The sequence below is a fragment of the Streptomyces sp. NPDC059850 genome (assembly GCF_042731515.1).
Classification (GTDB): domain Bacteria; phylum Actinomycetota; class Actinomycetes; order Streptomycetales; family Streptomycetaceae; genus Streptomyces.
Genome location: NZ_JBHWJI010000005.1, coordinates 141,048 through 165,419, shown reverse-complemented (window position 1 = coordinate 165,419; position 24,372 = coordinate 141,048). Strand labels below are relative to the sequence as shown.

General features: G+C 67.8%; 25 protein-coding genes, 1 tRNA gene and 1 pseudogene. 9 read left to right on the top strand and 18 right to left on the bottom strand.

Annotated elements, in window-relative coordinates; translation table 11 throughout:
- Window positions 1-64 precede the first annotated feature (64 nt).
- Window positions 65-1,411: a DUF445 domain-containing protein gene (locus ACFV9T_RS06170; RefSeq protein WP_385437004.1), complete on the bottom strand. Its 1,347-nt coding sequence runs from the start codon at window positions 1,409-1,411 to the stop codon at window positions 65-67.
- Window positions 1,412-1,686: 275 nt separating this feature from the next.
- Between ACFV9T_RS06170 and ACFV9T_RS06165 the strand changes: the two genes are divergently transcribed.
- Window positions 1,687-2,994, top strand: coding sequence for an SGNH/GDSL hydrolase family protein (locus ACFV9T_RS06165; RefSeq protein WP_385437002.1), 1,308 nt, complete (start codon window positions 1,687-1,689; stop codon window positions 2,992-2,994).
- A gap of 18 nt (window positions 2,995-3,012) precedes the next feature.
- Here the strand turns inward: ACFV9T_RS06165 and ACFV9T_RS06160 are convergent, their stop codons facing one another.
- From ACFV9T_RS06160 to ACFV9T_RS06145, 4 genes are all read right to left on the bottom strand, one after another.
- Window positions 3,013-3,765, bottom strand: coding sequence for a DUF1707 domain-containing protein (locus tag ACFV9T_RS06160; protein ID WP_385437000.1), 753 nt, complete (start codon window positions 3,763-3,765; stop codon window positions 3,013-3,015).
- A gap of 66 nt (window positions 3,766-3,831) precedes the next feature.
- Entirely contained in the window at window positions 3,832-4,878 is a 1,047-nt protein-coding gene (locus ACFV9T_RS06155; RefSeq protein ID WP_385436999.1) for an ATP-binding cassette domain-containing protein, read from the bottom strand.
- Window positions 4,879-4,891: 13 nt separating this feature from the next.
- Window positions 4,892-5,656 (bottom strand): ABC transporter permease, encoded by a 765-nt coding sequence (locus ACFV9T_RS06150; RefSeq protein WP_385437132.1) that lies wholly within the window; start codon window positions 5,654-5,656, stop codon window positions 4,892-4,894.
- Between the two features lie 88 nt (window positions 5,657-5,744).
- On the bottom strand, window positions 5,745-6,545 hold the full coding sequence (locus ACFV9T_RS06145) for an ABC transporter permease (protein ID WP_385436998.1): 801 nt from the start codon (window positions 6,543-6,545) through the stop codon (window positions 5,745-5,747).
- 280 nt (window positions 6,546-6,825) lie between these two features.
- Between ACFV9T_RS06145 and ACFV9T_RS06140 the strand changes: the two genes are divergently transcribed.
- The gene (locus ACFV9T_RS06140) at window positions 6,826-9,117 is read left to right on the top strand and encodes a transglycosylase domain-containing protein (protein WP_385436997.1); all 2,292 of its coding nucleotides are present in this window, start codon (window positions 6,826-6,828) and stop codon (window positions 9,115-9,117) included.
- 70 nt (window positions 9,118-9,187) lie between these two features.
- On the opposite strand, the gene ACFV9T_RS06135 is transcribed toward ACFV9T_RS06140, so the two are convergent.
- Window positions 9,188-9,490, bottom strand: a complete 303-nt coding sequence (locus tag ACFV9T_RS06135) for a GroES family chaperonin (RefSeq protein WP_385437131.1) — start codon at window positions 9,488-9,490, stop codon at window positions 9,188-9,190.
- A gap of 87 nt (window positions 9,491-9,577) precedes the next feature.
- A complete protein-coding gene (locus ACFV9T_RS06130) occupies window positions 9,578-9,937 on the bottom strand; it encodes a DUF3618 domain-containing protein (RefSeq protein WP_385436995.1) in 360 nt (119 codons plus the stop codon).
- A 187-nt stretch (window positions 9,938-10,124) separates the two neighbouring features.
- Here ACFV9T_RS06130 and bcp point away from each other — a divergent pair, with 187 nt between their 5' ends.
- A complete protein-coding gene (gene bcp / locus ACFV9T_RS06125; RefSeq protein ID WP_385436993.1) occupies window positions 10,125-10,592 on the top strand; it encodes a thioredoxin-dependent thiol peroxidase in 468 nt (155 codons plus the stop codon).
- A gap of 118 nt (window positions 10,593-10,710) precedes the next feature.
- Here bcp and ACFV9T_RS06120 read toward each other — a convergent pair whose 3' ends face one another.
- From ACFV9T_RS06120 to ACFV9T_RS06095, 6 genes are all read right to left on the bottom strand, one after another.
- A complete protein-coding gene (locus ACFV9T_RS06120; RefSeq protein ID WP_385436992.1) occupies window positions 10,711-11,157 on the bottom strand; it encodes a hypothetical protein in 447 nt (148 codons plus the stop codon).
- 606 nt (window positions 11,158-11,763) lie between these two features.
- On the bottom strand, window positions 11,764-12,207 hold the full coding sequence (locus tag ACFV9T_RS06115) for a hypothetical protein (protein WP_385436991.1): 444 nt from the start codon (window positions 12,205-12,207) through the stop codon (window positions 11,764-11,766).
- A 73-nt stretch (window positions 12,208-12,280) separates the two neighbouring features.
- Entirely contained in the window at window positions 12,281-13,531 is a 1,251-nt protein-coding gene (locus ACFV9T_RS06110) for a helix-turn-helix domain-containing protein (RefSeq protein ID WP_385436989.1), read from the bottom strand.
- 460 nt (window positions 13,532-13,991) lie between these two features.
- Complete coding sequence (locus tag ACFV9T_RS06105; RefSeq protein ID WP_385436988.1) at window positions 13,992-15,734, bottom strand: ABC-three component system protein; 1,743 nt, start codon at window positions 15,732-15,734, stop codon at window positions 13,992-13,994.
- Entirely contained in the window at window positions 15,712-15,978 is a 267-nt protein-coding gene (locus ACFV9T_RS06100; protein WP_385436986.1) for an ABC-three component system middle component 6, read from the bottom strand. The genes ACFV9T_RS06105 and ACFV9T_RS06100 overlap by 23 nt, the downstream gene beginning before the upstream one ends.
- Complete coding sequence (locus tag ACFV9T_RS06095) at window positions 15,975-16,913, bottom strand: ABC-three component system protein (protein WP_385436985.1); 939 nt, start codon at window positions 16,911-16,913, stop codon at window positions 15,975-15,977. Before ACFV9T_RS06095 ends, ACFV9T_RS06100 begins: the two co-directional genes overlap by 4 nt.
- A gap of 296 nt (window positions 16,914-17,209) precedes the next feature.
- On the opposite strand from ACFV9T_RS06095, the gene ACFV9T_RS06090 reads away from it, so the two are divergent.
- From ACFV9T_RS06090 to ACFV9T_RS06070, 5 genes and pseudogenes are all read left to right on the top strand, one after another.
- On the top strand, window positions 17,210-17,326 hold the full coding sequence (locus ACFV9T_RS06090; protein WP_385436984.1) for a CPCC family cysteine-rich protein: 117 nt from the start codon (window positions 17,210-17,212) through the stop codon (window positions 17,324-17,326).
- An 18-nt stretch (window positions 17,327-17,344) separates the two neighbouring features.
- Window positions 17,345-17,500 (top strand): annotated as a pseudogene (locus tag ACFV9T_RS06085) (CPCC family cysteine-rich protein); the annotation flags it as partial.
- An 801-nt stretch (window positions 17,501-18,301) separates the two neighbouring features.
- On the top strand, window positions 18,302-18,979 hold the full coding sequence (locus ACFV9T_RS06080; RefSeq protein WP_385436983.1) for an HNH endonuclease signature motif containing protein: 678 nt from the start codon (window positions 18,302-18,304) through the stop codon (window positions 18,977-18,979).
- Complete coding sequence (locus ACFV9T_RS06075; protein ID WP_385436981.1) at window positions 18,976-19,719, top strand: HNH endonuclease; 744 nt, start codon at window positions 18,976-18,978, stop codon at window positions 19,717-19,719. Before ACFV9T_RS06080 ends, ACFV9T_RS06075 begins: the two co-directional genes overlap by 4 nt.
- Window positions 19,685-19,768 (top strand) — tRNA-Leu (locus ACFV9T_RS06070). Before ACFV9T_RS06075 ends, ACFV9T_RS06070 begins: the two co-directional genes overlap by 35 nt.
- 64 nt (window positions 19,769-19,832) lie before the next feature.
- Here ACFV9T_RS06070 and rdgB read toward each other — a convergent pair.
- From rdgB to ACFV9T_RS06050, 4 genes are all read right to left on the bottom strand, one after another.
- Entirely contained in the window at window positions 19,833-20,474 is a 642-nt protein-coding gene (gene rdgB, locus ACFV9T_RS06065) for an RdgB/HAM1 family non-canonical purine NTP pyrophosphatase (protein WP_385436979.1), read from the bottom strand.
- A gap of 13 nt (window positions 20,475-20,487) precedes the next feature.
- Window positions 20,488-20,898, bottom strand: a complete 411-nt coding sequence (locus ACFV9T_RS06060) for a hypothetical protein (RefSeq protein WP_385436978.1) — start codon at window positions 20,896-20,898, stop codon at window positions 20,488-20,490.
- Between the two features lie 57 nt (window positions 20,899-20,955).
- Window positions 20,956-21,681, bottom strand: a complete 726-nt coding sequence (rph, locus tag ACFV9T_RS06055) for a ribonuclease PH (RefSeq protein ID WP_385436977.1) — start codon at window positions 21,679-21,681, stop codon at window positions 20,956-20,958.
- 99 nt (window positions 21,682-21,780) lie between these two features.
- Window positions 21,781-22,089, bottom strand: a complete 309-nt coding sequence (locus ACFV9T_RS06050) for a glucose PTS transporter subunit EIIB (RefSeq protein WP_385436976.1) — start codon at window positions 22,087-22,089, stop codon at window positions 21,781-21,783.
- 180 nt (window positions 22,090-22,269) lie between these two features.
- Between ACFV9T_RS06050 and ACFV9T_RS06045 the strand changes: the two genes are divergently transcribed.
- Entirely contained in the window at window positions 22,270-23,520 is a 1,251-nt protein-coding gene (locus tag ACFV9T_RS06045; protein WP_385436975.1) for a PTS transporter subunit EIIC, read from the top strand.
- A gap of 82 nt (window positions 23,521-23,602) precedes the next feature.
- On the opposite strand, the gene ACFV9T_RS06040 is transcribed toward ACFV9T_RS06045, so the two are convergent.
- Window positions 23,603-24,355, bottom strand: coding sequence for an MBL fold metallo-hydrolase (locus ACFV9T_RS06040; RefSeq protein ID WP_385436973.1), 753 nt, complete (start codon window positions 24,353-24,355; stop codon window positions 23,603-23,605).
- Between the last annotated feature and the right edge of the window lie 17 nt (window positions 24,356-24,372).

Sequence of the window (24,372 nt, the reverse complement as noted above, 5' to 3'; positions counted from 1 at the left end):
CCGGGAGGGGCACCATAGGCCCTGCGGCGCGCACCTGCCAGAGACGCGCGCCCACGAGCGTCGACTAACCGCCGCCCAGCGCCCGCGAGACGGTGTAGATGACCAGCCCGGCGAGCGCGCCCACCACCGTGCCGTTGATCCGGATGAACTGCAGATCGCGGCCGATATGGGCCTCGATCTTCCGGGAGGTGTGCTCCGCGTCCCAGCCCGCGACCGTCTCGCTGATCAGCGAGGTGATCTCGTTCCGATAGGTCGTCACCACATAGACGGCCGCGTCCTCCAGCCAGCCGTCGACCTTGCCCCGCATCCGAGCGTCCGTCACCATCCGCTGGCCCAGCGACAGGATCGCCGCGCGGGCCCGCAGCCGCAGCTCGCTGCGCTCGTCCTCGGCCGCCGCGACGATCATCGACCGCACCGCGGCCCAGGTGGAGGCGATCAGGTCCTGCACCTCACCGCGGCCCAGCACCTCGCCCTTGAGCCGCTCGACCCGGTTCCGGGTCTCGGAGTCCGACTGGAGGTCCCCGGCGAAGTCGGACAGGAAGCGGTCCACGGCGCCGCGCGCCGGATGGTCCGGCATGTCACGCATCTCACGGACGAACCGCAGCAGTTCCCGGTAGACGCGCTCGCCGACCTTGCGGTCCACGAACCGCGGCGTCCAGCCGGGCGCGCCGCCGGTCACCGCGCCCATCACCGACTCGTTGTGCTCGACCAGCCAGTCGTGGGCGTGGACGCACACCAGGTCGACGGCCCGGCGGTGGCCGCCGTCCGCGACGATCCGCTCCAGCAGCTTGCCGAGCCCCGGCGCGATCTCCTGGGCGTTCGCGCGCCGCGTGATGGCCTCGCCGACCACCGCCTGTACGTCGGAGTCGCGCAGCACGGTGAGCGCGCCGCGCAGCGCGGTGGCCAACTCGGCCGTCACCCGGTCGGCGTGCGCGGGTTCGGCCAGCCAGGTGCCGAGGCGGCTGCCGATGCCGACGGCGCGCAGCCGCAGCCGTACGACATCGCCGGACAGGAAGTTCTCGCCGACGAAGTCGCCCAAAGTCGACCCGAGCTGGTCCTTCTTCGTCGGGATGATCGCGGTGTGCGGGATGGGCAGCCCCATCGGCCGCCGGAACAGGGCGGTGACCGCGAACCAGTCGGCCAGCGCGCCGACCATGCCCGCCTCGGCGGCCGCCGCCACATACCCGGCCCAGCCCCCGGCGCCGGAGTTCTGCGCCCACTTGGCGAGCGCGTACACCAGCGCGACGGCGAGCAGCATGCCCGTGGCGATCGTCTTCATCCGGCGCACTCCGCGCCGCCGCTCCTCGTCGAGCGGGGTGTCCGCGAACGCGACGACGCCACCGGCCGCCGCTCGCGCGCCGGGCGGCGGCGACCCTTCAGGCCCCGTTTCCTCCGTCGTTGTCCGGTTCATACGCTCCACCCGGTCGAGCCGTCCCCACTGCATTGTCTCGTTCCTGTCTCACTCGCTCTCTGAGTGGAACGAACGGCGAGTTCCCGTCGTCTGTCTGGGGGAGCGACCCCGTCCAACCGGGGGCAGGCCGACAGGCGGACCTCTGTCCGGACATGGGATCATGGAGGACCGACCGGACCGCATCGGCGAAGCACCCTCGCTCGCCGTTCCCGTTCACTTTCGGAGCCTCGGGCTCCGGCTGCCCGAGGAGAACTCCGCCCATGAGTGTGCCCCCTATGCCCAGACGCACGGCCTATGCCGTGTTCGCTGCGCTGGCGGCTGTGGTGGTCCTCGTCTCGACCGCGATATTCGTCGGAGTGGGCGGCCGGGACCGGAATGTGAACGAGTCCGCGCAGGGTACCCGTAACTCCGCGGCCCCGGCCTCGTCGGGGTCCTGGGTGGGCACCTGGTCGGCGTCCGCCGCGGCGGCGGAGCCGAACACGCTCCGCGGCCTCTCCGGCATGTCCCTGCGGAACGTCGTCCACACCAGCATCGGCGGCACCGGCGCCCGCATCCAGCTCTCCAACCTGTACAGCGCCCACCCGCTGACGATCACGCATGCCTCGCTGGCGCTGGCGGCCGCACCCAGCAACCCGACGGCCGCGGCCGACACCATGCGGCGGCTCACCTTCGACAACCGCCCCTGGGTGACCATCCCGCCCGGCCAGGCCACCACCAGCGACCCGGTGCGCATGAACATCCCGGCCGCCGCCGACCTGCTGGTCACCACCTACGCCCCGCAGGCGTCGGGCTCGGTGACGTACCATCCGCACGCCCGCCAGACCTCGTACCTGGCGCGCGGCGACCGTACGGAGGACACGGCGGGCGCCGCGTACACCGAACAGACCCCGTTCTGGCGCTACCTGAGCGGCGTGGACGTGTGGTCGAAGGAGTCGCAGGGCGCGGTCGCGGTGCTCGGCGACTCGATCACCGACGGCATCACCTCCACCGCCGGGGCCAACCGCCGCTGGACCGACGTCCTCTCCGAGCGGCTGCGCACCGAGCCGGGAGCACCCCGCCTCGGCGTGCTCAACCAGGGCATCAGCGGCAACCGGGTGCTGAGCGACGGCACCCAGTTCCCGCCGAACAACCCGAGCGGGCTGTCCCGCTTCACCCGTGACGTGCTGGACCGTACGAACGTCAAGGCCGTCATCATCGAGCTGGGCGTCAACGACATCCTGCGCATCCCCCATCAGACCGATCCGAACAAGATCGTGGACGGGCTGCGGCGGCTGACCGAGCAGGCGCACGCCCGGGGCCTGCGGGTCATAGGGGCCACCCTGTCGCCGTTCTACGGGCACCGCGGCTACACCCCGCTGCTGGACTCCGTGCGCGAGCGGGTCAACGCCGAGATCCGGTCCGGGAAGGTCTTCGACGAGGTCGTGGACTTCGACAAGGCGCTGCGCGACCCGGCCAGCCCGCTGCGGCTGCGCCCGGCGTACGACTCGGGCGACCATCTGCACCCGAGCGACGAGGGCTACCGGGCGATGGCGCACGCGCTCCCCCTCGACTACCTCCGGGGGAGCGCGGCCGCCGAGCTGTGACGGGCCCCTGAGAGTCGGCTAGTGGCCGAGGTCGTGCCTGCGGGCGCGGCGCTCGGCCCGCTGGTCCTCCAGCTCCGCACGGCGCGCACGGCGCTCGGCGCGCAGCTCTTCCCGGTGCGCCTCCTTCTCCCGGCGGCGCTCCGCCTTGAGCCGCTTCTGCTCCTCCTTGCGGAGCTTGCGCTCGACGCTGACCCCGCCGAACATCGCCAGGCCCGTGATGGTCACCCGTGGGCCGGTGGGGTCGCCATCGGCCGACCCCCGGTGGTCGAAACCGCCCATGATGCCGATGCCGCTGACATGCGTCTCCAGGTCCGGCGGCACGATGACCTCGATCCCGCCCATGAACGCGAAACAGCGGATCACGATCTCGCGGTCCTCGAAGCGGGCCTCGCGCAGATCGATCTCGCCGCCGCCCATGAGGGTGAAGGCGGTGAAATTGCGGGGCGCGGTCCAGGTGCCCTTGCGCCCGAAGCCGCCCATGATCGCGACGGCCATCCGCGACGTCGGGGCGCCGCCGATCCGCCCGGCCCAGCCCTCCCGGTCGGCGAGCCCCGTGGCGTCCGCTGAGCGAGGCTCCGGGACGGCCACCGCACCGGTCGCCGCGCCGGTCGCCGGGAGGTCGCGGATGAGGGGCTCCAGCTGGGCGTGGGTGCGCGCCTTGTAGGCCGCGTCCAGCCGCTCCTCGAACTCCTCCATGTCCAGGCGGCCTTCGGCGACGGCGTCCCTCAGCACCTCGGCGATGCGCTCGCGCTCGGCGTCGGAGGCACGCATCTGGGACCCGCCCGGAAGATCGGGGGCCGCTCCCTGGGAAGATCCCTCAAAAGTCATACGGACAGACTAATGCGGACCGACCGCCCTGACCGCCCCCCGCGCGGCCTCCCCCTCGGCCTCGTCAGCGGGACCGTCGGGGCCGTTGTCGGGGAACAGCATGCGGGCGATGACATCCTCGATCTCCGGCTCCCGCACCGACAGGTCCACCAGCGGATATCCGTCCGCCACCGCCGCGACCAGGGGCGCCGCGCTGGCGGCGGCCGGGAACGCCAGCCACTGCCGAGGCCCCTCGACCCGTACGGTCCGCGCGCCGGGGACGTCGATCGGCGACAGCTCCCGCTCCAGGTCCACGACCAGGGTGCGTTCACTCCCGCCCACCGCGTGCAGCCCGTCCAGCCCGCCGTCGTAGACCAAGCGGCCATGGTCGATGACCATCACCCGCTTGCACAGCTGTTCGATATCGGTCAGATCGTGGGTGGTCAGCAGCACGGTGGTGCCCTGCTCCGCGTTCACCTCGCGCAGGAAGCCCCGTACCTTCGCCTTGCTGACCACGTCAAGACCGATCGTCGGCTCGTCCAGATACAGCACCTCGGGATCGTGCAGCAGGGCGGCCGCGATGTCGCCGCGCATCCGCTGGCCGAGGGAGAGCTGACGGACCGGCACGTCCAGCAGGTCTCCGAGGTCCAGCAGTTCGACACAGCGGTCGAGGTTCCGCCGGAAGCGGTCGTCGGGAATCCGGTACATCCGCCGCACCAGCGCGTACGAGTCGCGCAGCGGCAGGTCCCACCACAGGGTGGTCCGCTGCCCGAAGACCACCCCGATGCGGCGCGCGAGCCGCGTCCGCTCCCGCGAGGGGTCGATCCCGGCGACCCGCAGGCGGCCGCCGCTGGGCACCAGGATCCCGGTCAGCATCTTGATCGTGGTGGACTTCCCGGCGCCGTTCGGGCCGATGTAGCCGACCATCTCGCCGCGCGGCACCCGGAAGCTGATGCCGTCCACCGCACGTACCTCGCGCCGCTCCCGGCGCAGCAGCCCGGCCCGGCGCCGTACCTCGAACACCTTCTCGATGTCGTCGAGTTCGATGAAGCCGTCCGTCTCACTCATGTCACTCATGGCGCTCCCCTCCTCAGCTTCCCGTGCTCTGATACGCCCGCAGCCCCGCCCGCCAGGCCAGCCCCGCGAGCGCCGCGCAGCCGCACGCGACCAGCGGCGCGGCGAAGCCGATCCAGCCCGGCAGCCCCAGCGGGTTCGGGCGGCCCAGGACGTACAGCGCGGGCAGCCAGTTGACGAAGGCCAGCGGGACCACGAACGTGACGCCGCGCAGCAGTTCGTCGGCGAAGACCGTCGGCGGGTACTGGAGCATCGTCGTCCCGCCGTACGTGAACGAGTTCTGCACCTCCGAGGCGTCCTTGGCCCAGAACTGGAAGGCCCCGCCCAGCACGAACACCGCGCCGAAGATCACCGCCCCGCTCAGCAGCATCAACGGCACCAGCAGCACCCGGTCGGCCGTCCAGCCGATGTCCAGCCGGGTCAGCGACCAGCCGAGCAGCAGCCCGCCCTGGGTGATCCGGCCCAGCCTGCGCAGCGCGAAGCGGTCGGCGGCGACCTGGGCGAGGATCGGCACCGGCCGCACCAGCAGGGTGTCCAGCGTGCCGTCGCGGATGCGCCGACCGACCCGCTCCATGCTGCCGAGCGCCAGATCGGCCAGCCCGAAGGCGGTACTGGACGTGCCGTACAGGAAGGCGACCTCGGCGAGGGTGAAGCCGCCGAGGGTATCGATGTGCGAGAACATCAGCGCGATCGCGGCGAAGTCCAGCGCGGTCACGGCGAAGTTCCCGAACGCCATGATCAGGAACGAGGTGCGGTACGTCATCGTGGAGCGCACCCACATGCCGACGATCAGCACATAGGCGCGCAGCCCGTCGTACGCCCGGAAGCGGGCCCGGGGCTCGGCCACCCTGTCCAACGAGCGTCCGGGCTCACCCACCCTGCACCACCACCTTCCGGGTCGCGACCGACTGCAGCGCCCGCCCGGCCGCGAACAGCACCACCGCCCACCCCGCCTGGAAGGCCAGCGCCCCCGCCACCGCGACCCCCTCGTGGCGCCCCAGGAAGACGTCCGCGGGCACCTGGAGCATCGCCGCCCACGGCAGCGCCCCGGCGATCTCGCCGAGCCGCCCCGGGAACACGTTCAGCGGCAGCACCATCCCGGAGAAGAACATGGACAGCAGCCCGCTGATCAGGGTCAGTCCGGACCCGTCCAGCAGCCAGAACGCGGCCAGCGCCACCAGATAGCGCACCGCGAACCCCACACACACCGCGAGCCCCACCGACAGCAGGAACCACAGCCACGTCAACGGGGAGCCGGGCAGGGTGAGTTCGAAGGCCAGCGCGCCGCACACCATGGGCACGATGCCGCGCCCCAGCAGCTGGAAGGCGGCCCGGCCGAGGTCCGAGGCCAGCCACCACAGCTGGAGGTCGGCCGGGCGGTAGAGGTCGACGGCGATGTCGCCGGACCGGATGCGCTCCTGCAGCTCGTCCTGGAAGCCGCCGCCGAACAGCGCGACGGTCGCCAGCAGCGCCTGGCCGAGCCAGACGAAGGTGAGGGCCTGGGAGAGGTCGTACCCGCCGAGATGCGGCCGCATCTCCCACAGCGCGGCGTACGTGTACGCGACGATGAAGCCGAAAACGGTGTTGGTGAACACCCCGGCCACGGTGGCCACCCGGTACGTCGCGTAGCGTTTGAAAGCACTCACCGCGACGGCCGCGTAGAGCCGCATCAGCCTGTCTCCCCCTCCCCCGTCCGCACCGCGCCCAAAGGCACCAAAGCTTGGGAGCCTAGTCCGCGGGCAGGTGATAGAGCCAGGCATTTTTCACTGGATGGTGTGAGGGGAATCACCCGTTCGGCCGGTCACAGACCAGTCACGGGTGCGTGCCTCGTCCCTGGCCCGGAACGGATGATGCGACAGTGTTTTATGGGGCGTACGACGCGAATCGCCCGACCATGCAAGATTCCGCCGCGGCGCAACCCTCGACGGCGGCCGAGGAGTCTCAGGAGACATGAGCGACGAGCCCCAACTGATCGACGGCGGCGCGGCCGGCGCGGACGACCCGAGCAGCCGCAACGGCTCCGGCAAGGGCGGCACCGCGGGCAGAAACGGCCGCCCCCGCCGCACCGGCTGGCGCCGCCTGCTCCCCACCTGGCGGATGGTGCTCGGCGGCTCGCTGCTGTTCCTCGTACTCGTCGCGGGCGCCCTGGTGAGCGGCTACCTGCTCGTCGACATCCCCGCGGCCAACAAGGCCGCCATCGCCCAGAGCAATGTCTTCCTGTACTCCGACGGCTCCCCGCTCGCCCGCGAGGGCAAGGTCAACCGGGAGAACGTGCAGCTCAGCCAGGTGCCCAAGCGGACCCAGCACGCGGTGCTGGCCGCCGAGGACCGGGACTTCTACTCCGAGTCGGCGATCAACCCCGAGGCGATGGTCCGCGCCGCCTGGAACACCGCCACCGGCAAGGGCAAGCAGTCCGGCTCGACGATCACCCAGCAGTACGTGAAGAACTACTACCTGGACCAGGAACAGACGGTCACCCGCAAGGGCAAGGAGTTCTTCATCGCGATCAAGCTGGACCGCGAGGTGAGCAAGGACAAGATCCTCGAGGGCTACCTCAACACCAGCTACTTCGGCCGCAACGCCTACGGCATCCAGGCCGCCGCCCAGGCCTACTACGGCAAGAGCATCGACAAGCTGGACACCGCCGAGAGCGCCTATCTGGCCACCCTGCTCAACGCCCCCAGCGCGTACGACATCATCGCCCACCCGCAGAACAAGCCGCGGGCCGAGGCGCGCTGGAACTACGTCCTCGACGGCATGGTCAAGAAGCACTGGCTCAGCCGCGCCGAGCGCGCCAAGATGACCTTCCCGGCCCCCACCGAGTCCAAGGCCCCCTCCGGCATGTCCGGCCAGCGCGGCTACCTCGTCGAAGCGGTCGAGGACTACCTGACCAGCAACGGCATCATCGACGAGCAGACCCTGGCCCGGGGCGGCTACCGGATCACCACCACGATCGACAAGGGCAAGCAGGACGCCTTCACGAAGGCCGTCCGCAACCGGCTGATGGACAAGCTGAGCGACGACCGCAAGGTCGACCAGTACGTCCGGGCGGGCGGCGCCTCGATCGACCCCAAGACGGGGAAGGTGGTCGCCCTCTACGGCGGGATCGACTACACCCAGCAGTTCGTCAACAACGCGACGCGCCGTGACTACCAAGTGGGATCCACTTTCAAGCCATTCGTCTTCACCTCGGCGGTGGCCAACGAGTCCACCACCCAGGACGGCCAGACGATCACCCCGGACACCCTCTACAACGGCGACAACAAGCGCGAAGTGATCGGCCCGGACGGCCCCACCGGCTACTCGCCCGCCAACGAGGACGACGTCGACTACGGCGACATCGACGTCACCACGGCCACCGACAAGTCGGTGAACTCGGTGTACGCGCAGATGGCCGAGGACGTCGGCCCCGCCAAGGTCCGGCGGACCGCCCTCGACCTCGGCATCCCCAAGGCCACCCCCGACCTCCACGCCTCCCCGTCCATCGCGCTCGGCCCCGCCACCGCCAGCGTGCTCGACATGACCGAGGCCTACGCGACCCTCGCCAACCACGGCAAGCACGGGCAGTACAGCCTGGTCGCCGAGATGACCAAGGACGGGGAGCAGGTCAAGCTGCCCGACCGGGAACAGCGGCAGGCCATCCCCCGGACCGCCGCCGACACCACCACCTCGATACTGCAGAGCGTCGTCGAGGGCGGCACCGGCACCGCGGCCCAGGGCGCCGAGCGCCCGGCGGCGGGCAAGACCGGCACCGCGGAGGAGGACAAGGCGGCCTGGTTCGCGGGCTACACCCCGGACCTGGCGACCGTCGTGGCCGTCATGGGCCAGGACTCGAACACCGGCGTCCAGAAGCCGCTGTACGGGGCCACCGGGCTGGACCGGATCAACGGCGGCGGCTACCCCGCCGAGATCTGGGCCGACTACGTCTCCGGGGCACTGGACGGCAAGCCCCCGGCCGAGTTCGACCTGAAGCTGGAGGACGGCATCGGCACGCCCGAGCTGCCGCCCGTCCCCTCTCAGGCCCCGCCGTCCGCCCCGACCATCCCCACCACCCCGCCCAGCACGGCGCCCACGGCCCCGACCCAGCCGCCGACGTTCCCGACGGACAACCCGCCGACCGCGCCCACCATCGAGCCCCCGCAGACCCAGCCCACGGACGTCCCGACCGGCCCGCCGACCGACGGCGGCCCCGGCGGGCCGGGTGATCCGGGCGGCGACATAGGAGGCCCGGAGGGCGGCTGAAGCAGCCTGACGTAAAGAAGAGTGGGTGGGGTCGGTATCGTCACCACCCACTCTTCTTTTACATCTACCCCTACAGGTACAACCCCGTGGCGTCCTCCGCACCCTCCAGCCGCTCGGCGGCGACGGCGTGCAGATCGCGTTCGCGCATCAGCAGATAGGCGACCCCGCGGACCTCCACCTCGGCCCGCTCCTCCGGGTCGTAGAGCACCCGGTCGCCCGGCTCCACGGTCCGCACGCTCTGCCCGACGGCGACCACCTCGGCCCAGGACAGCCGCTTGCCGACCGCCGCGGTCGCGGGGATGACGATACCGCCGGTGGACCGGCGCTCACCCTCCGGAATGTCGGTACGGACCAGCACACGGTCGTGCAGCATCCGGATGGGCAGCTTGTCATGGGACGTGTTCGCACTCACGGTCAAGACCGTACCCGCCCGAACGGCGTACCGATGCCACAGGCCGCCTTACTTACGGCGCTTGCAGCTCCTGCGGCCGCCGCTCCTACTGCCACCACCCCGCGTGGACGACACGGCCAGCAGCCCGACCAGCCCCACCACAACGAGCGCGACCGGCACGATCCGCTCCATCCGCGGCGCCCCGTCCTCGGTGACCAGCTGGCCGCGCACATTGGTGACCACCCGGTTCGCGGACACATACGCCCGCCCCGCCGTCCGGTCCACCGCCGACGCCGCCTTCGCCTTGGCGTCGCCCATGATCGTCTTCGGATGCACCCGCACCCCGATCTCGTCGAGCGTCACGGCGAGCTCCTGCCGCCTCCGGGCGATGTCCGCCTCGATCTGCGCAGGATTCCTGGCATCCGACACCGCGCTGCCTCCGTCGTCGTCCCGATGATTCCTGGTGAACAGTCTGTCAGCTTCCCCCCTCCCCCGCCCCACGGCACCCCCGGCGAGGATGCTGGCTAATGTCGTCACGTAACGCCTGCCGCTAACACCTGCCGTTACGGAACGCCTGCCGTTACGAACACCCGAAGCCACGAGGAGCACCCAGACCATGAGCGAGCGACTGCAGCCCGGCGACACCGCCCCCGCCTTCACCCTCCCCGACGCGGACGGCAAGCAGGTCTCCCTCGCCGACCACGCGGGCCGCAAGGTCATCGTCTACTTCTACCCCGCCGCCCTCACCCCCGGCTGCACCAAGCAGGCCTGCGACTTCACCGACCAGCTCGAATTCCTCACCGGCCACGGCTACGACGTCATCGGTGTCTCCCCCGACAAGCCGGAGAAGCTCGCCAAGTTCCGCGACCAGGAATCCCTCAAGGTCACCCTGCTGGCCGACCCCTCCAAGGAGACTCTGGAGGCCTACGGCGCCTTCGGCGAGAAGAAGCTCTACGGCAAGACGGTCACGGGCGTCATCCGCTCCACCGTCATCGTCGACGAACAGGGCAAGGTCGAACGCGCCCTCTACAACGTGAAGGCCACCGGCCACGTAGCCAAAATCATCAAGGACCTCGGCCTCTGAACACCTGGCCCGGCCCCGGGCTTCTCGCCCGGGGCCGTTTGCGTGAGCGGACGAAGAGTTGCCGGTCCACCACGGCAGCCGCCACACACGCGAAGGGCCCTGATCACGCCACCCTCGATCAGTCGAGGTTTCCGGTGTCCTTGAGGTGCTCCATGAACGCGGCGGCAATCCGCGGGCGGGTCGCCTCTGGAACGAGAGTGTCCGGCAGCTCGGCTTCCAGACCCCATTCCGTGTTGAAGGCGACGGCCACGCCCGTCGGCACCACATTGTTCGAGAGCCAGATGGCGAAGGCGGCCGCTGTGTGAACAGTGCAGTCCATGACGGACACGCCCTCTGGGGAGAGCAGTGCCATGCCCTCCAGCTCTTCGTCGTCCAGGGTGATCCCGAAGTGCATGGACGATCCGCTGACCGGACCGTCGGAGCCGTCGTCGACGCGGATGAACTCCTCGGGGTTGCGCTCGCGCAGCAGGGTCTCCAGGCCCTCGTAGGTCAGGCCCCAGCTATGCCCCTCCGGCGGACTGAAGATGTACATGGTGCGGAGTTCGGCGATCTCTTCCGGTTCCATCGTGGCGCTGTGCTTCCTGTGCGGCGAAGCAGCGGTGGTCAGGGTACGTAGCGGGCGTGGCCTTTGGACGCGTCAGGGAGGCCTTCTCACGTCTGGATACCGCATCGCTAGATGAGCACGACGGTGCAGCGCCCGGCCAAGCCCTCCGCCGGGGCCGGAGCCCCGTCACCTGCAGCCGACCGCAGGCAGGGGGCAGCCGCTGTCGACATGTCCGGACGAGGGCCCGGACATCAGCGCCCGCCCGGTCACGGTGCCGTGGCGCGTGCCGCGCATCGGGCAGCATCGTGCAGGCGCTCACCGTCCGGACATCGCTGGCTGGTGCGGCAGTCGGGGCAGACCAAGGCATGGTCGAGGAACCGGCTCCAAGGCGTCCGGTCTATGACGGGCTCTCGGCGAGCCTTCCTCCAGAAGCTCTTCACGGCTGCCGCCACACGGGATCGCGTCGGGCGAGAAGGCTGCCGTCGAACGGGTCCCGCTGCTGCGGAAAACTGGGCGCGCAGTCAGGGCAGGCATAAACCGTCCCCCCACCGCCGCTCGCGCCGTACCCGATCGCGACCACGACCGGCTGCCCGGTGGTCGTCTGGCAACGGGCGCAGACCTGAGGCATCACCGGGCCGTCGCCCCCTCGACGGACTCGGCGCCGATAGCCCGCACCAGGGCCTCGCGAAGCCGCCCGGGGTCGGTCAGGTACCGGTCGGGACCCACGGGCACGCGCCAGTGCAGACGCGGACCGCCCCTCCAGTGCGCGGGCGGTACGCCGACGTACGTAACCTCGGCGCCCTGCGCGCCCAAGGCATGGATCCCCTCACGGATGCGTCGCCAGTCCTGGGCATGCCCCGCCGGGATGAGCCAGTACATCAATCCGTAGTCGGCGATGACGGCGCCGGACGCGTCGCCGAGTAACTCCAGCGCCCGTTCGCCGATCTCAGCGGGCGCGCGCAGGACGTCCCAGTGAAGGCCGACCTTGACCATCTCGACGTCACTGCCACGCGGCGGCGTCCATGGAGCGGGTGTTCTGTGTTGCGTCTGCACGGGGCCTCCCGGCGTCATCGGTGATCAGGTGATGACCGACCGTAAGAGCGCCGGGAGCAGGGCAGGGGCAGGAATCCTGCCCCTCGAACATTCAGGCGGCCAATACGCCAATCTTCACGGCGAGTTCGGCGGCGCGGCGGCGATGCGTTGGGAACTTCGACTCGGTCTCTTCCAAGATGATGCGGCGGGCGTAGCCGTTGTACCGGATCGTCTCCGGCGCAGCCTCGTACGCCTTGTCCAGCGTCGCCAGCGCGGCCTCCGGCTGCCCGTCCAGCTGGTAGCCCCGGGCTTCCTCGATCCGGTGCCGGGCTCGCCGCGGCCGCGAGGGAATCGTCCTGGCGTCCGCCTTCGCGGCCTGCCGTACGGACTCCCCGCCCGCGTGCAGCTCGACGGCGACCGTGACCGCGTGCGCCCCCATGACGGCCCGGGAGAACGAGGTCGCCGGGTGGTAGTAGTCGGCGGGCAGTCGCTTGGCCATCTTGCGGGCGATGTCCCAGCGGTGCCAGGCGGTGCCCGTGTCCCCGCGACGGGCGGCGGTGTACCCGGCCTCGAACTGCAGGGCGCCAGCGATGGCGCGTACGTCGTCCGACGCGTCCGGCAACAGCGGGGTCAGGTGATGCAGCGTCTTGAGGGTGACCGCGTCGGCCGCATCGAAATGGGCGGGCCCGCTGTCGCGGTGGGCCTGCGCGGTGAGCCAGGCGGCAAGGCCGATGGCGTGCGGGTTCTCGCTCTCCTGGGCGGCGACCATGCCGCGCTCGGCCGCGCGCCACAGGAGGGCGGAGTCGGGCTGGTAGGCAAGGAAGAACTGGCTGAGGCCATAGACCTCGGCAAGCACGGCCTGCGCCGCACGCCGCTCGGGGGCCCGGTCGGCCTGGCGGACGGCGAGCTGCGCATCCCGGATGAGGCCCGGCAGGAGACCACCGATCACCTCACGGTGGTTGGGCGCGGAATGGCGCGCGGACCAAGCGCTTGCGAGGCGAGCGCTCAGGTGCGCGGCCGAAGGCGCTTCGCGATCGGTGGCGAAGGGGAAGTCGTCGATCGCGTCCCGCACGGCAGGCAGCTTGGCGTGGCCGGGGCCGATGAAGAGGTCGACGGGCATGGTCTGATCCCCCGTGAGTTCACCGAGGTTACGAACACGCAGCACCTCGGCGACACGCAGGATCATGGGCAGCCCCGGGGTGTGGAGCGTGCCGTTCTCCACCTGCTTCACCCAGCTCGGAGACTTACCGAGCAGACCGGCGAGAACGGTACGGCTCATGCCTCGACGCGTACGGAAGACCTGCATGCGCTGACCGAAGACCAGCGGGTGATCCATCGGGTCCGGAGTGACATCAGATGGCATGACCTTGCCCCTCTCTGTGCCCAGCTCGTCACCGCCAGGGTATGGGCCAAGGCCCCTGTCATGTGAGGCCGTTCACCCGCAGGCCCAACGAAAGCCCCGAAGACAACAAGGAGACACAGCCCAGCACCAAGAGCCGAGCTACAACCGTCCCCACAGGTTCAAGGCGTCTCGCTCCGCTCCCCGCACGCGGCCCAGCCCCCGCCCGTGCCGCGCACACAGCGATCAGCCACCTGATGTCAGAGAAGGAGTACGTCGTGGCCGGGGCGGTCGACCCCACGGCCTTCCCCAGCCACTTGGGGCGAGCCTCGAAGATCACGGCCCCAACGTCGCGCTTTACCGGGCAGATCCACAGACTGCCCGACGCGTCGGAAGCCTACGGGGCCATGATCACTCGCCCCAAAGCAGCCCCAGCCCAAACCCGTTCCACCGACCTCCGCGAGCGAGCAACTGCCGTATTAACTCAGAAGCGGAATCCGAAAAGGCCACCATCTTCCAAATCATCCGTCAGACGTGGTTCGCGCACAAATGGAGAAGCGTCGAACCCCAAACGAACGGCCTTAGCAAGATCGTCGGAGTTGATCGTCGCAATATACTGCATTCCCTCCTCTGCGCTCACCTCGACAGCTAGCGCAAAAGCCTTAGCCAATTGCCGCTCGTCAACACCATCGAAGAGATGACTATCATGCACAAGGAAATCCGGGCCACGTCCGTGCCGATGCGCTAGAACAGAAATTGCGAGATCGAAACAGAAAATCACCATGTTCCCGATCCCGCGACTATTGTCGCTGCGAATGTACGGCGTGATTTGGAGATTTTCGCGACCCGCCTCAATGCGCAGGTAGGCCTCTCGCTCGCCGTACAACTCTCGCGCAAACCTGGAGAATAGCAGAGTTGCCTCTGCTTGCTGCTCACGTCGCTCATTAAGATCAGTTGCGACAGCCTGCTGTTGTTGCAAACGTTGGGCGGTGATTTGCCGCGCGCTTGCTTCCAGTGCTTGAGCTGCCTCGTATCTGTGGCGCAGCGCCTCGACGTTCGCCTGTTCGCGAGCCAGAGCCTGCTGAAGGGCCGTCAGCGCTTCGAGAGCGCCACCTTCATTCAACATACGCAAAAGCTGAGCTTGCTGCTCGCCAATCCTAGCTCGCTCATCCCGCCGTTCAGCCAATCGACTTGTTAGGGTCTCGATTTCAGCTTCAAGGAATACACGGCGGTTGCGCACCACAGATTGATGAAAGGTTTGGACATCGTCAAATCGTCGCCTAACCTGATCTCCCAGCAGAACACCTAGTTCACGGTAAGCCGATTCCAGGTAATCCACTGCAACATCACTGGCCTCCGTGACAGCCTGCTGCAACTCTTCGAGGTTGCTTTGGTCAATGACGTCTTCCTGCGCAAGCTGCTTAATTCGTCGAGCTAGTCCGTCCGCTTCCTGCTTGACACGCTCGTACTCTGGCACCACTTGGAAATTTGAAATCTGGCCTTCCAGGCGGCGCAATTGTGCTTCAGCGAGGGTGATCTGACCGCGCAGGTCTGCTGTTGAACCAACAATACGCCCCCAGACCGGATCATTGACTGCCTTACGCAGCTGCGTACGGGTAGCCTTCTGCGCGGCAAGTCTGCGATATTCATCCGCAAGCTGATAATCCAGACCCAGAAGATAGGCCAGGTTAGTTGCTGCGTCAGCTTTCCTCTGCTTGGAAAAACTCTCGGTTGGTTGATTGAAGCCATGCGCGGATGCCCGCCTCGCCAAGAAGGACAACATGGTGCGACCACTCACGCCAGAAGCATCTGCGCGGACACCAAAGAGATCCTTCTCGATCAGCTTGTTCCACTCATCAAGCGAGACTTCTGCCGAGCCCTCGACCGGGAAGATCTCCTCTTGCCTACGAGGACGAACGTCCGGATCAAGGTGTACTACGTTAGGCCGACTGGCCTTGCGTCCCACAGCAAGGACGCCATGACCGGGCCAATCCATATTCAGCCAGAAGTTTACATTTCGAAGATTCTTGTCACTTACTAGAGACCGCTTGTCTACGCGTGCACCTAGAAGGAAGTGGATAAGCTCAATAAGACTCGATTTACCAGCACTATTGCGACTGTCAGTCTCAGCAGAGGAAGTCCTTTTTTCGGCCACGATCAAGTTCATTCCGCTGACGAACGATGCGGTTTTGAACCGCGGGTCATCAGCGGTGAGCTGATGCAGCATGGATCCTCCTCGGTACAAGCAAGTCCTGGCGAAGCTCCACCACGCCCAAGCTAAACAGCATATCCAAAGCCAGCACGAACCATTCGAACGACACCGCAGAAAAGTGTTCATTCTCAATCCGCCACGCCTTGAGTCGCGCCCAGGCCTGACTCACAGTGCGCGGCTCTTCAAGTTGCATGAGGATCTGCGCCCCCACTGCCAATAGGCAACGGTCGGGGGAAATTCCTTTCGTGGGAGTAATCATGCAGATTCCTCGAGGATGTGCGAAGTCCATCCCGGCGGAGGGACTTCGAAGATGTCACACCGGTCGAAGAAATGGGCTAGAACTACCCACGCTGCCCGATGCACCTTGGGATGCTGTCGTTCGTTCCCGAGCACGTACATTTCCAGTTGCCAGAGTACCTCCTCAGGTTGTTCCCACTCCACTTTCAGTTGCTCGTAATAAACCCGGAATCCCTCTGCAACCTCGTCATGTTCGACCTCGCGCAATGATCCGGAATAAAAGGCCTCGACGAGATGGGCCTGCCGCCTACCCTTCTGCAAGTCTTCTCGGGCCTCTTCATCCAGGCGGTTATAATCCATCTTGGTCGGCGGCACGCCCTCCAAAGGCATCAAGGGATCAGATTTCGTTCTGAGTTCCCTCAGATGCTTCAGCAAGGGGGCAAGGTCATCCATTCCAATGCCATACACCACGGGGCGTACGGGAATCTCGCAGTCGAGGACATCTTCCGCAGACTCAAGGTCTAACCGCATAAATTCTTGCCAGAGATGCCGGATCCCCATCTGTTCGAATGCCAGAGCAGGATTCGCACTCTTCGCGTCAGCCAGAAGTGTCGTTATCTCCGGATGCATGCCCTTGCGATCGTTATGAACGAAGACAAATACGTCGAATTGCCCTGACCGCTTTTCCTTGGCTTTCTTTAAATCCGAATTGAACTTAGCCTTGACGTCAGCCGCATTGAAGGCTTGAGGCGCGAAACTGGCGTACAATTTCCTACCGTGAAGCCTTAGTCCGTCCGCCCCCTGATCTCCCAAATTTCCGTGAGTGCGCACGTCCAGAAAATCGCGATAGCGTGCGCACATCAAATCGTGGAAAAAATCCTCGAACGCGGCCCCGGCCAGCTCACCCATACGTTCAAGAAATCGAACACGCGCGAACAGTCGTTGTTCGTGACTCATCCTCATGCGGCCCCCTCACCCCTACACATAACGGTATCTCTTCGTGATACCCGCTGGAACCAGCTACGCACAACTTGTCACGAGCTGAGGTCACCTCACTCGGCTGCGGCCCCAGCCCGGCATCCGAGGAAGCCATTCCCTCTGTGCCCTGTGTGCGACTCGCTCGGGTGGCCCGACATGACGCTGAGCGTGACTCAGGCACCCTTCCTTGGCGATGTCATCGCAACACGCGTTGGTCCGCACTTCGGCGTCTATGAGGTCGCGGTCGGCGGCCCGCAGCAGGGCAGGATGCCGTCGTGGTTACTCCGTTCTTCGACGTCCACGGGAAGGCCGAGAACGGCCCGTACCGTTGTCCCTGCTGCGGCTTCGTGACGCTCGACGAGCGTGGCAACTACGAGATCGGTCAGGTCTGATATTGAGAGGACGACGGGCAGGACGATCACGATGCCGATGAGGTTCGAGGTGGTCCCAATCGCGGGCTGAGCCTCACCGAAGCGCGACGGAACTTCCATGCGATGGGGGCCTGTGACGAGCGGTGCATACAGTTGGTACGTGCCCCTCTGCCGGAGGAACACCCTTCGATCTGACATCACCAGCTGACATCGACGTCGCTGGACGGCGATGGATCAGGGCGGTCGCAGGTTTGCCGTCCGCTTCCGAGGGTGTCCTGCAGATGATGTGCGCGTACGCGTCGTCTGGGTGCGGGTGGTGGAGGCGTGACCGGCTCCACGGGCTGCTCCGCGGAAGGCCCGATTCGCCGGAACTTACGGGGGTGTGGTCGTTCTGCCGACCTTGCCGGACGCCGTGTCCGCCTTGTCTTCCCGAGGGGTGGGGAATATCAGGTGGGTGGCCAGGACGATGACGCCCAGGGACCCCCATGCCAGGCCATGATGAAGCCACCGCATGCCGCCCTCCCAGTCCTGCGGAGGGCCGAAGCCAGCCAGAGCGTAACTATGCTGCCGACCAGCGCACTTGCTACGCCAGCCATGCGACGTATTACAGGTCTCATGATCCCAGGATCTCCGGTAGCCCTCCAACTCACAATCGCTAAAGCGGCGAGTTCGGACCGCTCGGCTTGGGGGCAGTGCCGTCGCCCGCGTTCGCGCCGTGCCCGGTCGCGACCACGACCGGCGGCCCGGTAGTCGTTCGGCAACGGGCGAAGTCCTGAACGCTCACCGGGCCGTCGCCCCCTCGGCGGGCTCAACGGCGATCGCCCGCACCAGGGCCTCGCGGAGCCGTCCGGGGTCGGTTAGGCGCCAGTGCAGGCGTGGACGCCCCTCCGGTGTGCAGGCGACAGCGGACATGGGCAGCCCGGCACGTAACCGGTGGGCGAGTGATTCGTTACTCAGTGCGAGGATGCGACATGCAGTCGCATAGGGGAGGGAAGCGTGCCAGTTAGCCCGTATACGCGAGAACGCCTTGCCGAAGTCGCAGCAGCCTCGACGACGCTGTCGGAGGCCTTGGCCAAGCTCGGGGTCGCTCCCGAGAGCACGACCCGCCGCTATATCCACGGGCGCATGAAGAGAATGGGCATCGACACGTCGCACTTCGAACGAGAGGGCGGCCGCTGGACAAGGGAGATCCTCGAACCCGCCGTGGCCGCATCGACAAGCGTGTACGACGTGCTGCGGTACCTCGGCATCGAATTGGTGGGTGGCCATCACACCAACATCAGTCGTCGGATCAAGGCATACGGCATCGATACGTCGCACTTTGTCTCGCAGCGCCGCACCGACGCGATGAAGGACAACCGTCGACGCCGCAGTCCGGCAGAGTTGCTGGTGGAGATGGCCCCCGCTCATGCGCGCCGCGTGCCCAGCGAGCGGCTGAAGCGGGCGATGCTGACGCTCGGCGTGATCGAGCGCTGCGTGCTGTGCGGAACCGGACCACGCTGGCGTGGCGGCCGACTGCCGCTTGAGGTGGACCACATCGATGGCGACTGGCGCAACAACCGCCCCGCCAACCTGCGTATCCTCTGCCCGAACTGCCACTCGGTGACGGACAGCTACCGAGGGCGCGGCAAGGGGCGGCGGCCTCGCACCACCCATGTCGGCGCAGCTGCATGAGCCATCGTGTCCACTACACGCGGGAGCTCCTGGCCGAGGCCGCCGAGAGTTGCTCCGACATGGACCAAGTCATCGCCTTCTTCGGCACTCGGCCCTACGGTCGCCTGCGTCGCTACCTCTACCAGCGTTTCGATCACTTCGGCATCGACATCTCCCACTTCGCGCCTCTCAGACGCCGCAGTACCAAGACACGTCCGGCGGGGGAGGAACTTCGCCGTGCCGTCGCCGAATCCACATCCATAGCGGGCGCCTTGCGGCAGCTCAACCGGCCGGACAACATGCGCTCACGGGCCCTGTTCCGCCTCTGGACGGCCGAGGAAGGCATCGACACCGCACACTTCCTGGGGCAAGCACACCAACGCGGAAAGCCCGGCACAACGCCCCGGAAGACACCCGAGCAGATCCTGGTCAAGCACAGCGGCCAGCAGCGCACGAGGACAGTGCTGCTGCGGCGAGCCCTCAGCGACATCGGCGTGCCCGAGCGGTGCGTGGAATGCGGGACAGGCCCCCTCTGGCACGGGCGGCCGATGACGTTGGAGGTGGATCACATCAACGGCGACTGGAGCGACGATCGACCCGAGAACCTCCGACTGCTCTGTCCGAACTGCCACGCGGCCACGAATACCTGGTGCCGGGGCGGCCGTCGCGCAGCGTCGATGCGAAGTGACCGTTCCGATGTCAGCCCGCTACCATGGTCGGAAGCGAGCGGCGGTGGCGCAACGGCGACGCAGCAGACTTAGGATCTGTGGCCCGTGACAGGGCTTGAGGGTTCGAATCCCTTCCGCCGCACCGCATACGGCCTGCGATTCATGACTCGAATCGCAGGCCGTTATACGTAGCCGCAGCGCGGCAGCTACCCCAGCAGTTCGCGCACCACCGGGGCCATTGCGCGGAAGGCCTCGCCTCGGTGGCTGATGGCGTTCTTCTCGTCGGGGGTGAGTTCGGCGCAGGTGCGGGTGTCGCCGTGGGGTTGGAGGATCGGGTCGTAGCCGAAGCCGCCGCCGCCCGTGGGGGCGTGGCGGAGGGTGCCGGTGAGGCGGCCGGAGACGACGCGTTCGGTGCCGTCGGGGAGGGCAAGGGCCGCGGCGCATTCGAAGTGGGCCGTGCGGTGCTCGTCGGGGACGTCGCGGAGCTGGCCGAGCAGCAGGTCGAGGTTGGCGCGGTCGTCGCCGTGGCGGCCGGACCAGCGGGCGGAGAAGATGCCGGGGGCGCCGCCCAGGACGTCGACGCACAGGCCCGAGTCGTCGGCGATGGCCGGGTGGCCGGTGGCCTGGGCCAGGGCGTGGGCCTTGAGGAGGGCGTTCTCGGCGAAGGTGACGCCGGTCTCCTTGACGTCCGGGACCTCCGGATAGGCGTCGGCGCCGACGAGTTCGACGTCGAGCCCGGCGTCGCCCAGGATCGAGCGCAGCTCGGTGATCTTGTACGCGTTGCGGGTGGCCAGGATCAGGCGGCGGGGGTGTGCGCTGTCCGCCGCTGCGGAGTGCTGTTGCTGCATGGATGCGATTACATCAGGGTGTGCAGACCTTGGTCAGTTCGCCGGTGGCGTCCTTGACCGGGGTCAGGTCGGGGCGGTTGCCGTTGTCGACGGAGGTCTGGACGTTGTCCAGGGCCTTTTGGAGGTGGTCGACGGCCTTGCCGACGTCCGTGTTGTCGGTGCGGTCGCCGACCTTGTCGATGTCCTTGTCGAGGGCGTCGAGGACCTTGTCGGCCTCGGTGGGGTCGAGGGCGGCGCCGGTGACGGCGTCCTGGAGGTTGTCCACGTCGTTGGATATCTCGACCGCGAGCCGGCCGCAGTCGAGCGCCTTGTCCACGGCGTCGCAGCCGGTGGTGAGCGGGATCAGGATGGCTGCTGCGGCGAGCGTGGCCATGGCGGTGAAACGGTGACGGTGGCGGTCGCGGTGGGTTTGGCGCGGCGTCATGGACGGTCCCCCTGGGGTCGGATGCGGGCGCGCGGATCGCGCGCGCCCGTCATCTGACTAAACGCCAAGCGCCGCCCGCTGGTTGCCCGCCAGGTCGACACAGCCGCCGACGGCGAGGTCGAGCAGGCTGTTCAGCTCCTCGCGGGCGAAGGGCTCGCCCTCCGCGGTGCCCTGGACCTCGACGAAGCGGCCGTCGCCGGTGCAGACGACGTTCATGTCGGTTTCGGCGCGTACGTCTTCCTCGTAGCAGAGGTCGAGCAGCGGGACGCCGCCGACGATGCCGACGCTGACGGCCGAGACGGTGCCGGTGAGCGGCTGGCGCCCGGCCTTGATCAGCTTCTTGCCCTGGGCCCAGGTGATGGCGTCGGCGAGGGCGACGTAGGCGCCGGTGATGGCAGCGGTGCGGGTGCCGCCGTCGGCCTGGAGGACGTCGCAGTCGAGGACGACGGTGTTCTCGCCGAGGGCCTTGTAGTCGATGACGGCGCGCAGCGAGCGGCCGATGAGGCGGGAGATCTCGTGGGTGCGGCCGCCGATCTTGCCGCGGACGGATTCGCGGTCGCCGCGGCTGTTGGTGGCGCGCGGGAGCATCGCGTACTCGGCGGTGACCCAGCCCTCGCCGCTGCCCTTGCGCCAGCGCGGGACACCCTCGGTGACGCTCGCGGTGCACAGGACGCGGGTGTCACCGAAGGAGACGAGGACGGAGCCCTCGGCGTGCTTGCTCCATCCGCGTTCGATGGTCACGGGGCGGAGCTGGTCGGGCGTACGGCCGTCGATACGAGACATGGGATGAGCCTATCGGGAACCCGGGAGGCCCCGTTCCGGTGTGGAAGGGGCCGGGCCGCACGGCCATAGAACTGCGCGCGTCCGCGCGGGCGCGCGTGCCTACATCAGGTCTTCGATCTCGGCCGCGATGGGGTCGGCGTCCGTGCCGATGACGACCTGGATCGCGCTGCCCATCTTCACCACGCCATGGGCGCCGGTGGCCTTCAGGGCGGCCTCGTCGACCAGGGAGGGGTCCTTGACCTCGGTGCGGAGACGGGTGATGCAGCCCTCGACCTCGACGATGTTGTCGATGCCGCCGAGCCCCGCGACGATCTTCTCAGCCTTGCTGGCCATGTCCACTCCCTGTTGTCCTGAGCTGTCCTGTGTTGTCCTGTTGTCTCGGCCCTTCCGGATACCGGGTGAACGCATCCCTACGGTAACCACGCGGGCCCGGCAGCGCAGGATCGCCAGTGGTTCAGACCACATCGGAATGAAAGATTCCTTTATCCGATCCTCACGTGCTACAACAGGTCTACACCACATGTGGTGTAGACCATATCGCGGGCCGTCCCCAGTATCCCGAGCGCCCGCCTCACCAGGAGGAATCCGATGAGTACGGCCACCGCCTCGGCGGCGCCCGCCCAGAAGAGGGGCGCCGGTCTGATCAAGGGTATGCAGAAGATCGGACGCAGTCTCCAGCTGCCCGTCGCCGCCCTGCCCGCCGCGGGCATCCTGAGCCGACTGGGCCAGGACGACGTCTTCGGCAAGGCGGGGCTCGGCTGGAACAAACTCGCGGAGATCTTCGCCCACGCGGGCGGTGCGCTCTTCGACAACCTCGCCCTGCTGTTCTGCCTCGGCGTCGCCATCGGCTTCGCGAAGAAGTCGGACGGCACGACGGCGTTCGCGGCCCTGGTCGGGTTCCTCGTCTACAAGAACGTCCTGACCGGCTTCGTCAGCGACGTCACCGGCAAGCCGCAGGACCCGGGCGTCCTCGGCGGCATCGTGGTCGGCATCACCGCCGCCGTGCTGTGGGAGAAGTACCACCGCACCCGGCTGCCGGACTGGCTGGGCTTCTTCAGCGGCCGCCGCTTCATCCCGATCCTGATGTCCTTCGCGGGCGTGCTGTACGGCGTCGCCTTCGGCTATCTCTGGGGGCCGATCGGCGACGGGCTGAACAGCTTCTCCGAGTGGCTCTCGGCCAACGGCGCGATCGGCTCCGGGATCTTCGGCCTGGTCAACCGGCTGCTGATCCCCGTCGGCATGCACATGCTGCTGAACTCGTTCGCCTGGTTCCAGTTCGGTGACTTCAACTCCGGCGGGCAGACCTGGCACGGCGACATCGCGCGCTACTTCCACGACGACCCGTCGGCCGGAATGTTCATGACCGGCTTCTTCCCGATCATGATGTTCGCCCTCCCCGCAGCCGGTCTCGCGATCGCGCACTGCGCGCGCCCGGAGCGCCGCAAGGCCGTGATGGGCATGATGCTCTCGGTCTCGCTGACCGCCTTCGTGACCGGGGTGACGGAGCCGATCGAGTTCTCGTTCATGTTCATCGCGCCGGTGCTGTACGGGATCCACGCCGTGCTGACCGGTGTGTCCATGGCGCTGACCTGGGCGCTCGGCATACGCAGCGGCTTCACGTTCTCGGGCGGGCTCTTCGACTATCTGCTGGGGTGGTCGCACAGCGAGCAGGCCTGGATGATCATCCCGATCGGACTGGCCTTCGCCGTCGTCTACTACGTGGTGTTCCGCTTCGTGATCACGAAGTTCAACATCCCGACCCCGGGCCGCGAACCCGAGGACACCCTCGACGACGCGGCCGCGGTGGATACGGCCAAGGGCGCCGCCGCCAAGAAGTAAGGCCTACGGGCATACGACGGGACGGGCCGGATCTGCGGGGGCAGATCCGGCCCGTCCTCGTATCAGCGCCTGAGAAGAAAGCTCAGACCTCGTAGACCGCGCCCGCGCGCGCCAGGGTCACCGGGCCGTCGAAGACGGCCTCGGCGTCGCGCTGGTTGAGGTGCGGGTCGGTCCACGGCGGGATGTGGGTGAGGACCAGCGCAGCGGCGCCCGCGCTCCGGGCGTGCTCACCGGCCTGGCGGCCGTTGAGGTGCAGCTCGGGGATGTCTTCCTTGCCGTGGGTGAAGGCCGCCTCGCAGAGGAAGAGGTCGGCGCCCTGAGCGAGGTCGGTCAGGGCCTCGCAGGGGCCGGTGTCACCGGAGTAGACCAGGGTGCGGCCGCCGTGTTCGATACGGAAGCCGAAGGCCTCCACGGGGTGGCAGACCCGGGCGGTACGGATCGTGAAGGGGCCCAGTTCGAAGGTGCCCGGGGTCAGCGTGCGGAAGTCGAAGACCTCCTGCATCGACTTCTCGTCGGGCACGTCGTCGTACGCCTGGACCAGGCGGCGTTCGGTGTCCTCGGGCCCGTAGACCGGGATCGCCTCGGCGCGGCCTCCGTCGTGCCGGTAGTAGCGGGCGACGAAGTAGGCGCACATGTCGATGCAGTGGTCGGGGTGGAGGTGGGAGAGGATCACGGCGTCGAGGTCGTAGAGACCGCAGTGGCGCTGCAGCTCGCCAAGGGCGCCATTGCCCATGTCGAGGAGCAGCCGGAAGCCGTCGGCCTCTACGAGGTAGCTCGAACAGGCCGATTCCGCGGACGGGAACGACCCCGAGCATCCGACGACGGTGAGCTTCATGGAGCAGGAACCTCCTT

Bases quoted from the DNA above. Each gene is read 5' to 3' on its own strand.
- ACFV9T_RS06110 (WP_385436989.1), bottom strand. From the start codon at position 13,531: ATGCCATCTGATGTCACTCCGGACCCGATGGATCACCCGCTGGTCTTC.
- ACFV9T_RS06095 (WP_385436985.1), bottom strand. From the start codon at position 16,913: ATGAGTCACGAACAACGACTGTTCGCGCGTGTTCGATTTCTTGAACGT.
- ACFV9T_RS06160 (WP_385437000.1), bottom strand. From the start codon at position 3,765: ATGCGTGCCTCCGACGCCGAGCGCGAGCGCATCGCCGAGGTGCTGAGG.
- ACFV9T_RS06120 (WP_385436992.1), bottom strand. From the start codon at position 11,157: ATGGAACCGGAAGAGATCGCCGAACTCCGCACCATGTACATCTTCAGT.
- ACFV9T_RS06040 (WP_385436973.1), bottom strand. From the start codon at position 24,355: ATGAAGCTCACCGTCGTCGGATGCTCGGGGTCGTTCCCGTCCGCGGAA.
- ACFV9T_RS06170 (WP_385437004.1), bottom strand. From the start codon at position 1,411: ATGAACCGGACAACGACGGAGGAAACGGGGCCTGAAGGGTCGCCGCCG.
- ACFV9T_RS06075 (WP_385436981.1), top strand. From the start codon at position 18,976: ATGAGCCATCGTGTCCACTACACGCGGGAGCTCCTGGCCGAGGCCGCC.
- rph (WP_385436977.1), bottom strand. From the start codon at position 21,681: ATGTCTCGTATCGACGGCCGTACGCCCGACCAGCTCCGCCCCGTGACC.
- ACFV9T_RS06100 (WP_385436986.1), bottom strand. From the start codon at position 15,978: ATGATTACTCCCACGAAAGGAATTTCCCCCGACCGTTGCCTATTGGCA.
- ACFV9T_RS06140 (WP_385436997.1), top strand. From the start codon at position 6,826: ATGAGCGACGAGCCCCAACTGATCGACGGCGGCGCGGCCGGCGCGGAC.
- ACFV9T_RS06135 (WP_385437131.1), bottom strand. From the start codon at position 9,490: ATGCTGCACGACCGTGTGCTGGTCCGTACCGACATTCCGGAGGGTGAG.
- ACFV9T_RS06105 (WP_385436988.1), bottom strand. From the start codon at position 15,734: ATGCTGCATCAGCTCACCGCTGATGACCCGCGGTTCAAAACCGCATCG.
- ACFV9T_RS06060 (WP_385436978.1), bottom strand. From the start codon at position 20,898: ATGACGCCGCGCCAAACCCACCGCGACCGCCACCGTCACCGTTTCACC.
- ACFV9T_RS06165 (WP_385437002.1), top strand. From the start codon at position 1,687: ATGCCCAGACGCACGGCCTATGCCGTGTTCGCTGCGCTGGCGGCTGTG.
- ACFV9T_RS06150 (WP_385437132.1), bottom strand. From the start codon at position 5,656: ATGTGGGTGCGCTCCACGATGACGTACCGCACCTCGTTCCTGATCATG.
- bcp (WP_385436993.1), top strand. From the start codon at position 10,125: ATGAGCGAGCGACTGCAGCCCGGCGACACCGCCCCCGCCTTCACCCTC.
- ACFV9T_RS06115 (WP_385436991.1), bottom strand. From the start codon at position 12,207: ATGACGCCGGGAGGCCCCGTGCAGACGCAACACAGAACACCCGCTCCA.
- ACFV9T_RS06050 (WP_385436976.1), bottom strand. From the start codon at position 22,089: ATGCGTTCACCCGGTATCCGGAAGGGCCGAGACAACAGGACAACACAG.
- ACFV9T_RS06145 (WP_385436998.1), bottom strand. From the start codon at position 6,545: ATGCGGCTCTACGCGGCCGTCGCGGTGAGTGCTTTCAAACGCTACGCG.
- rdgB (WP_385436979.1), bottom strand. From the start codon at position 20,474: ATGCAGCAACAGCACTCCGCAGCGGCGGACAGCGCACACCCCCGCCGC.
- ACFV9T_RS06155 (WP_385436999.1), bottom strand. From the start codon at position 4,878: ATGAGTGACATGAGTGAGACGGACGGCTTCATCGAACTCGACGACATC.
- ACFV9T_RS06045 (WP_385436975.1), top strand. From the start codon at position 22,270: ATGAGTACGGCCACCGCCTCGGCGGCGCCCGCCCAGAAGAGGGGCGCC.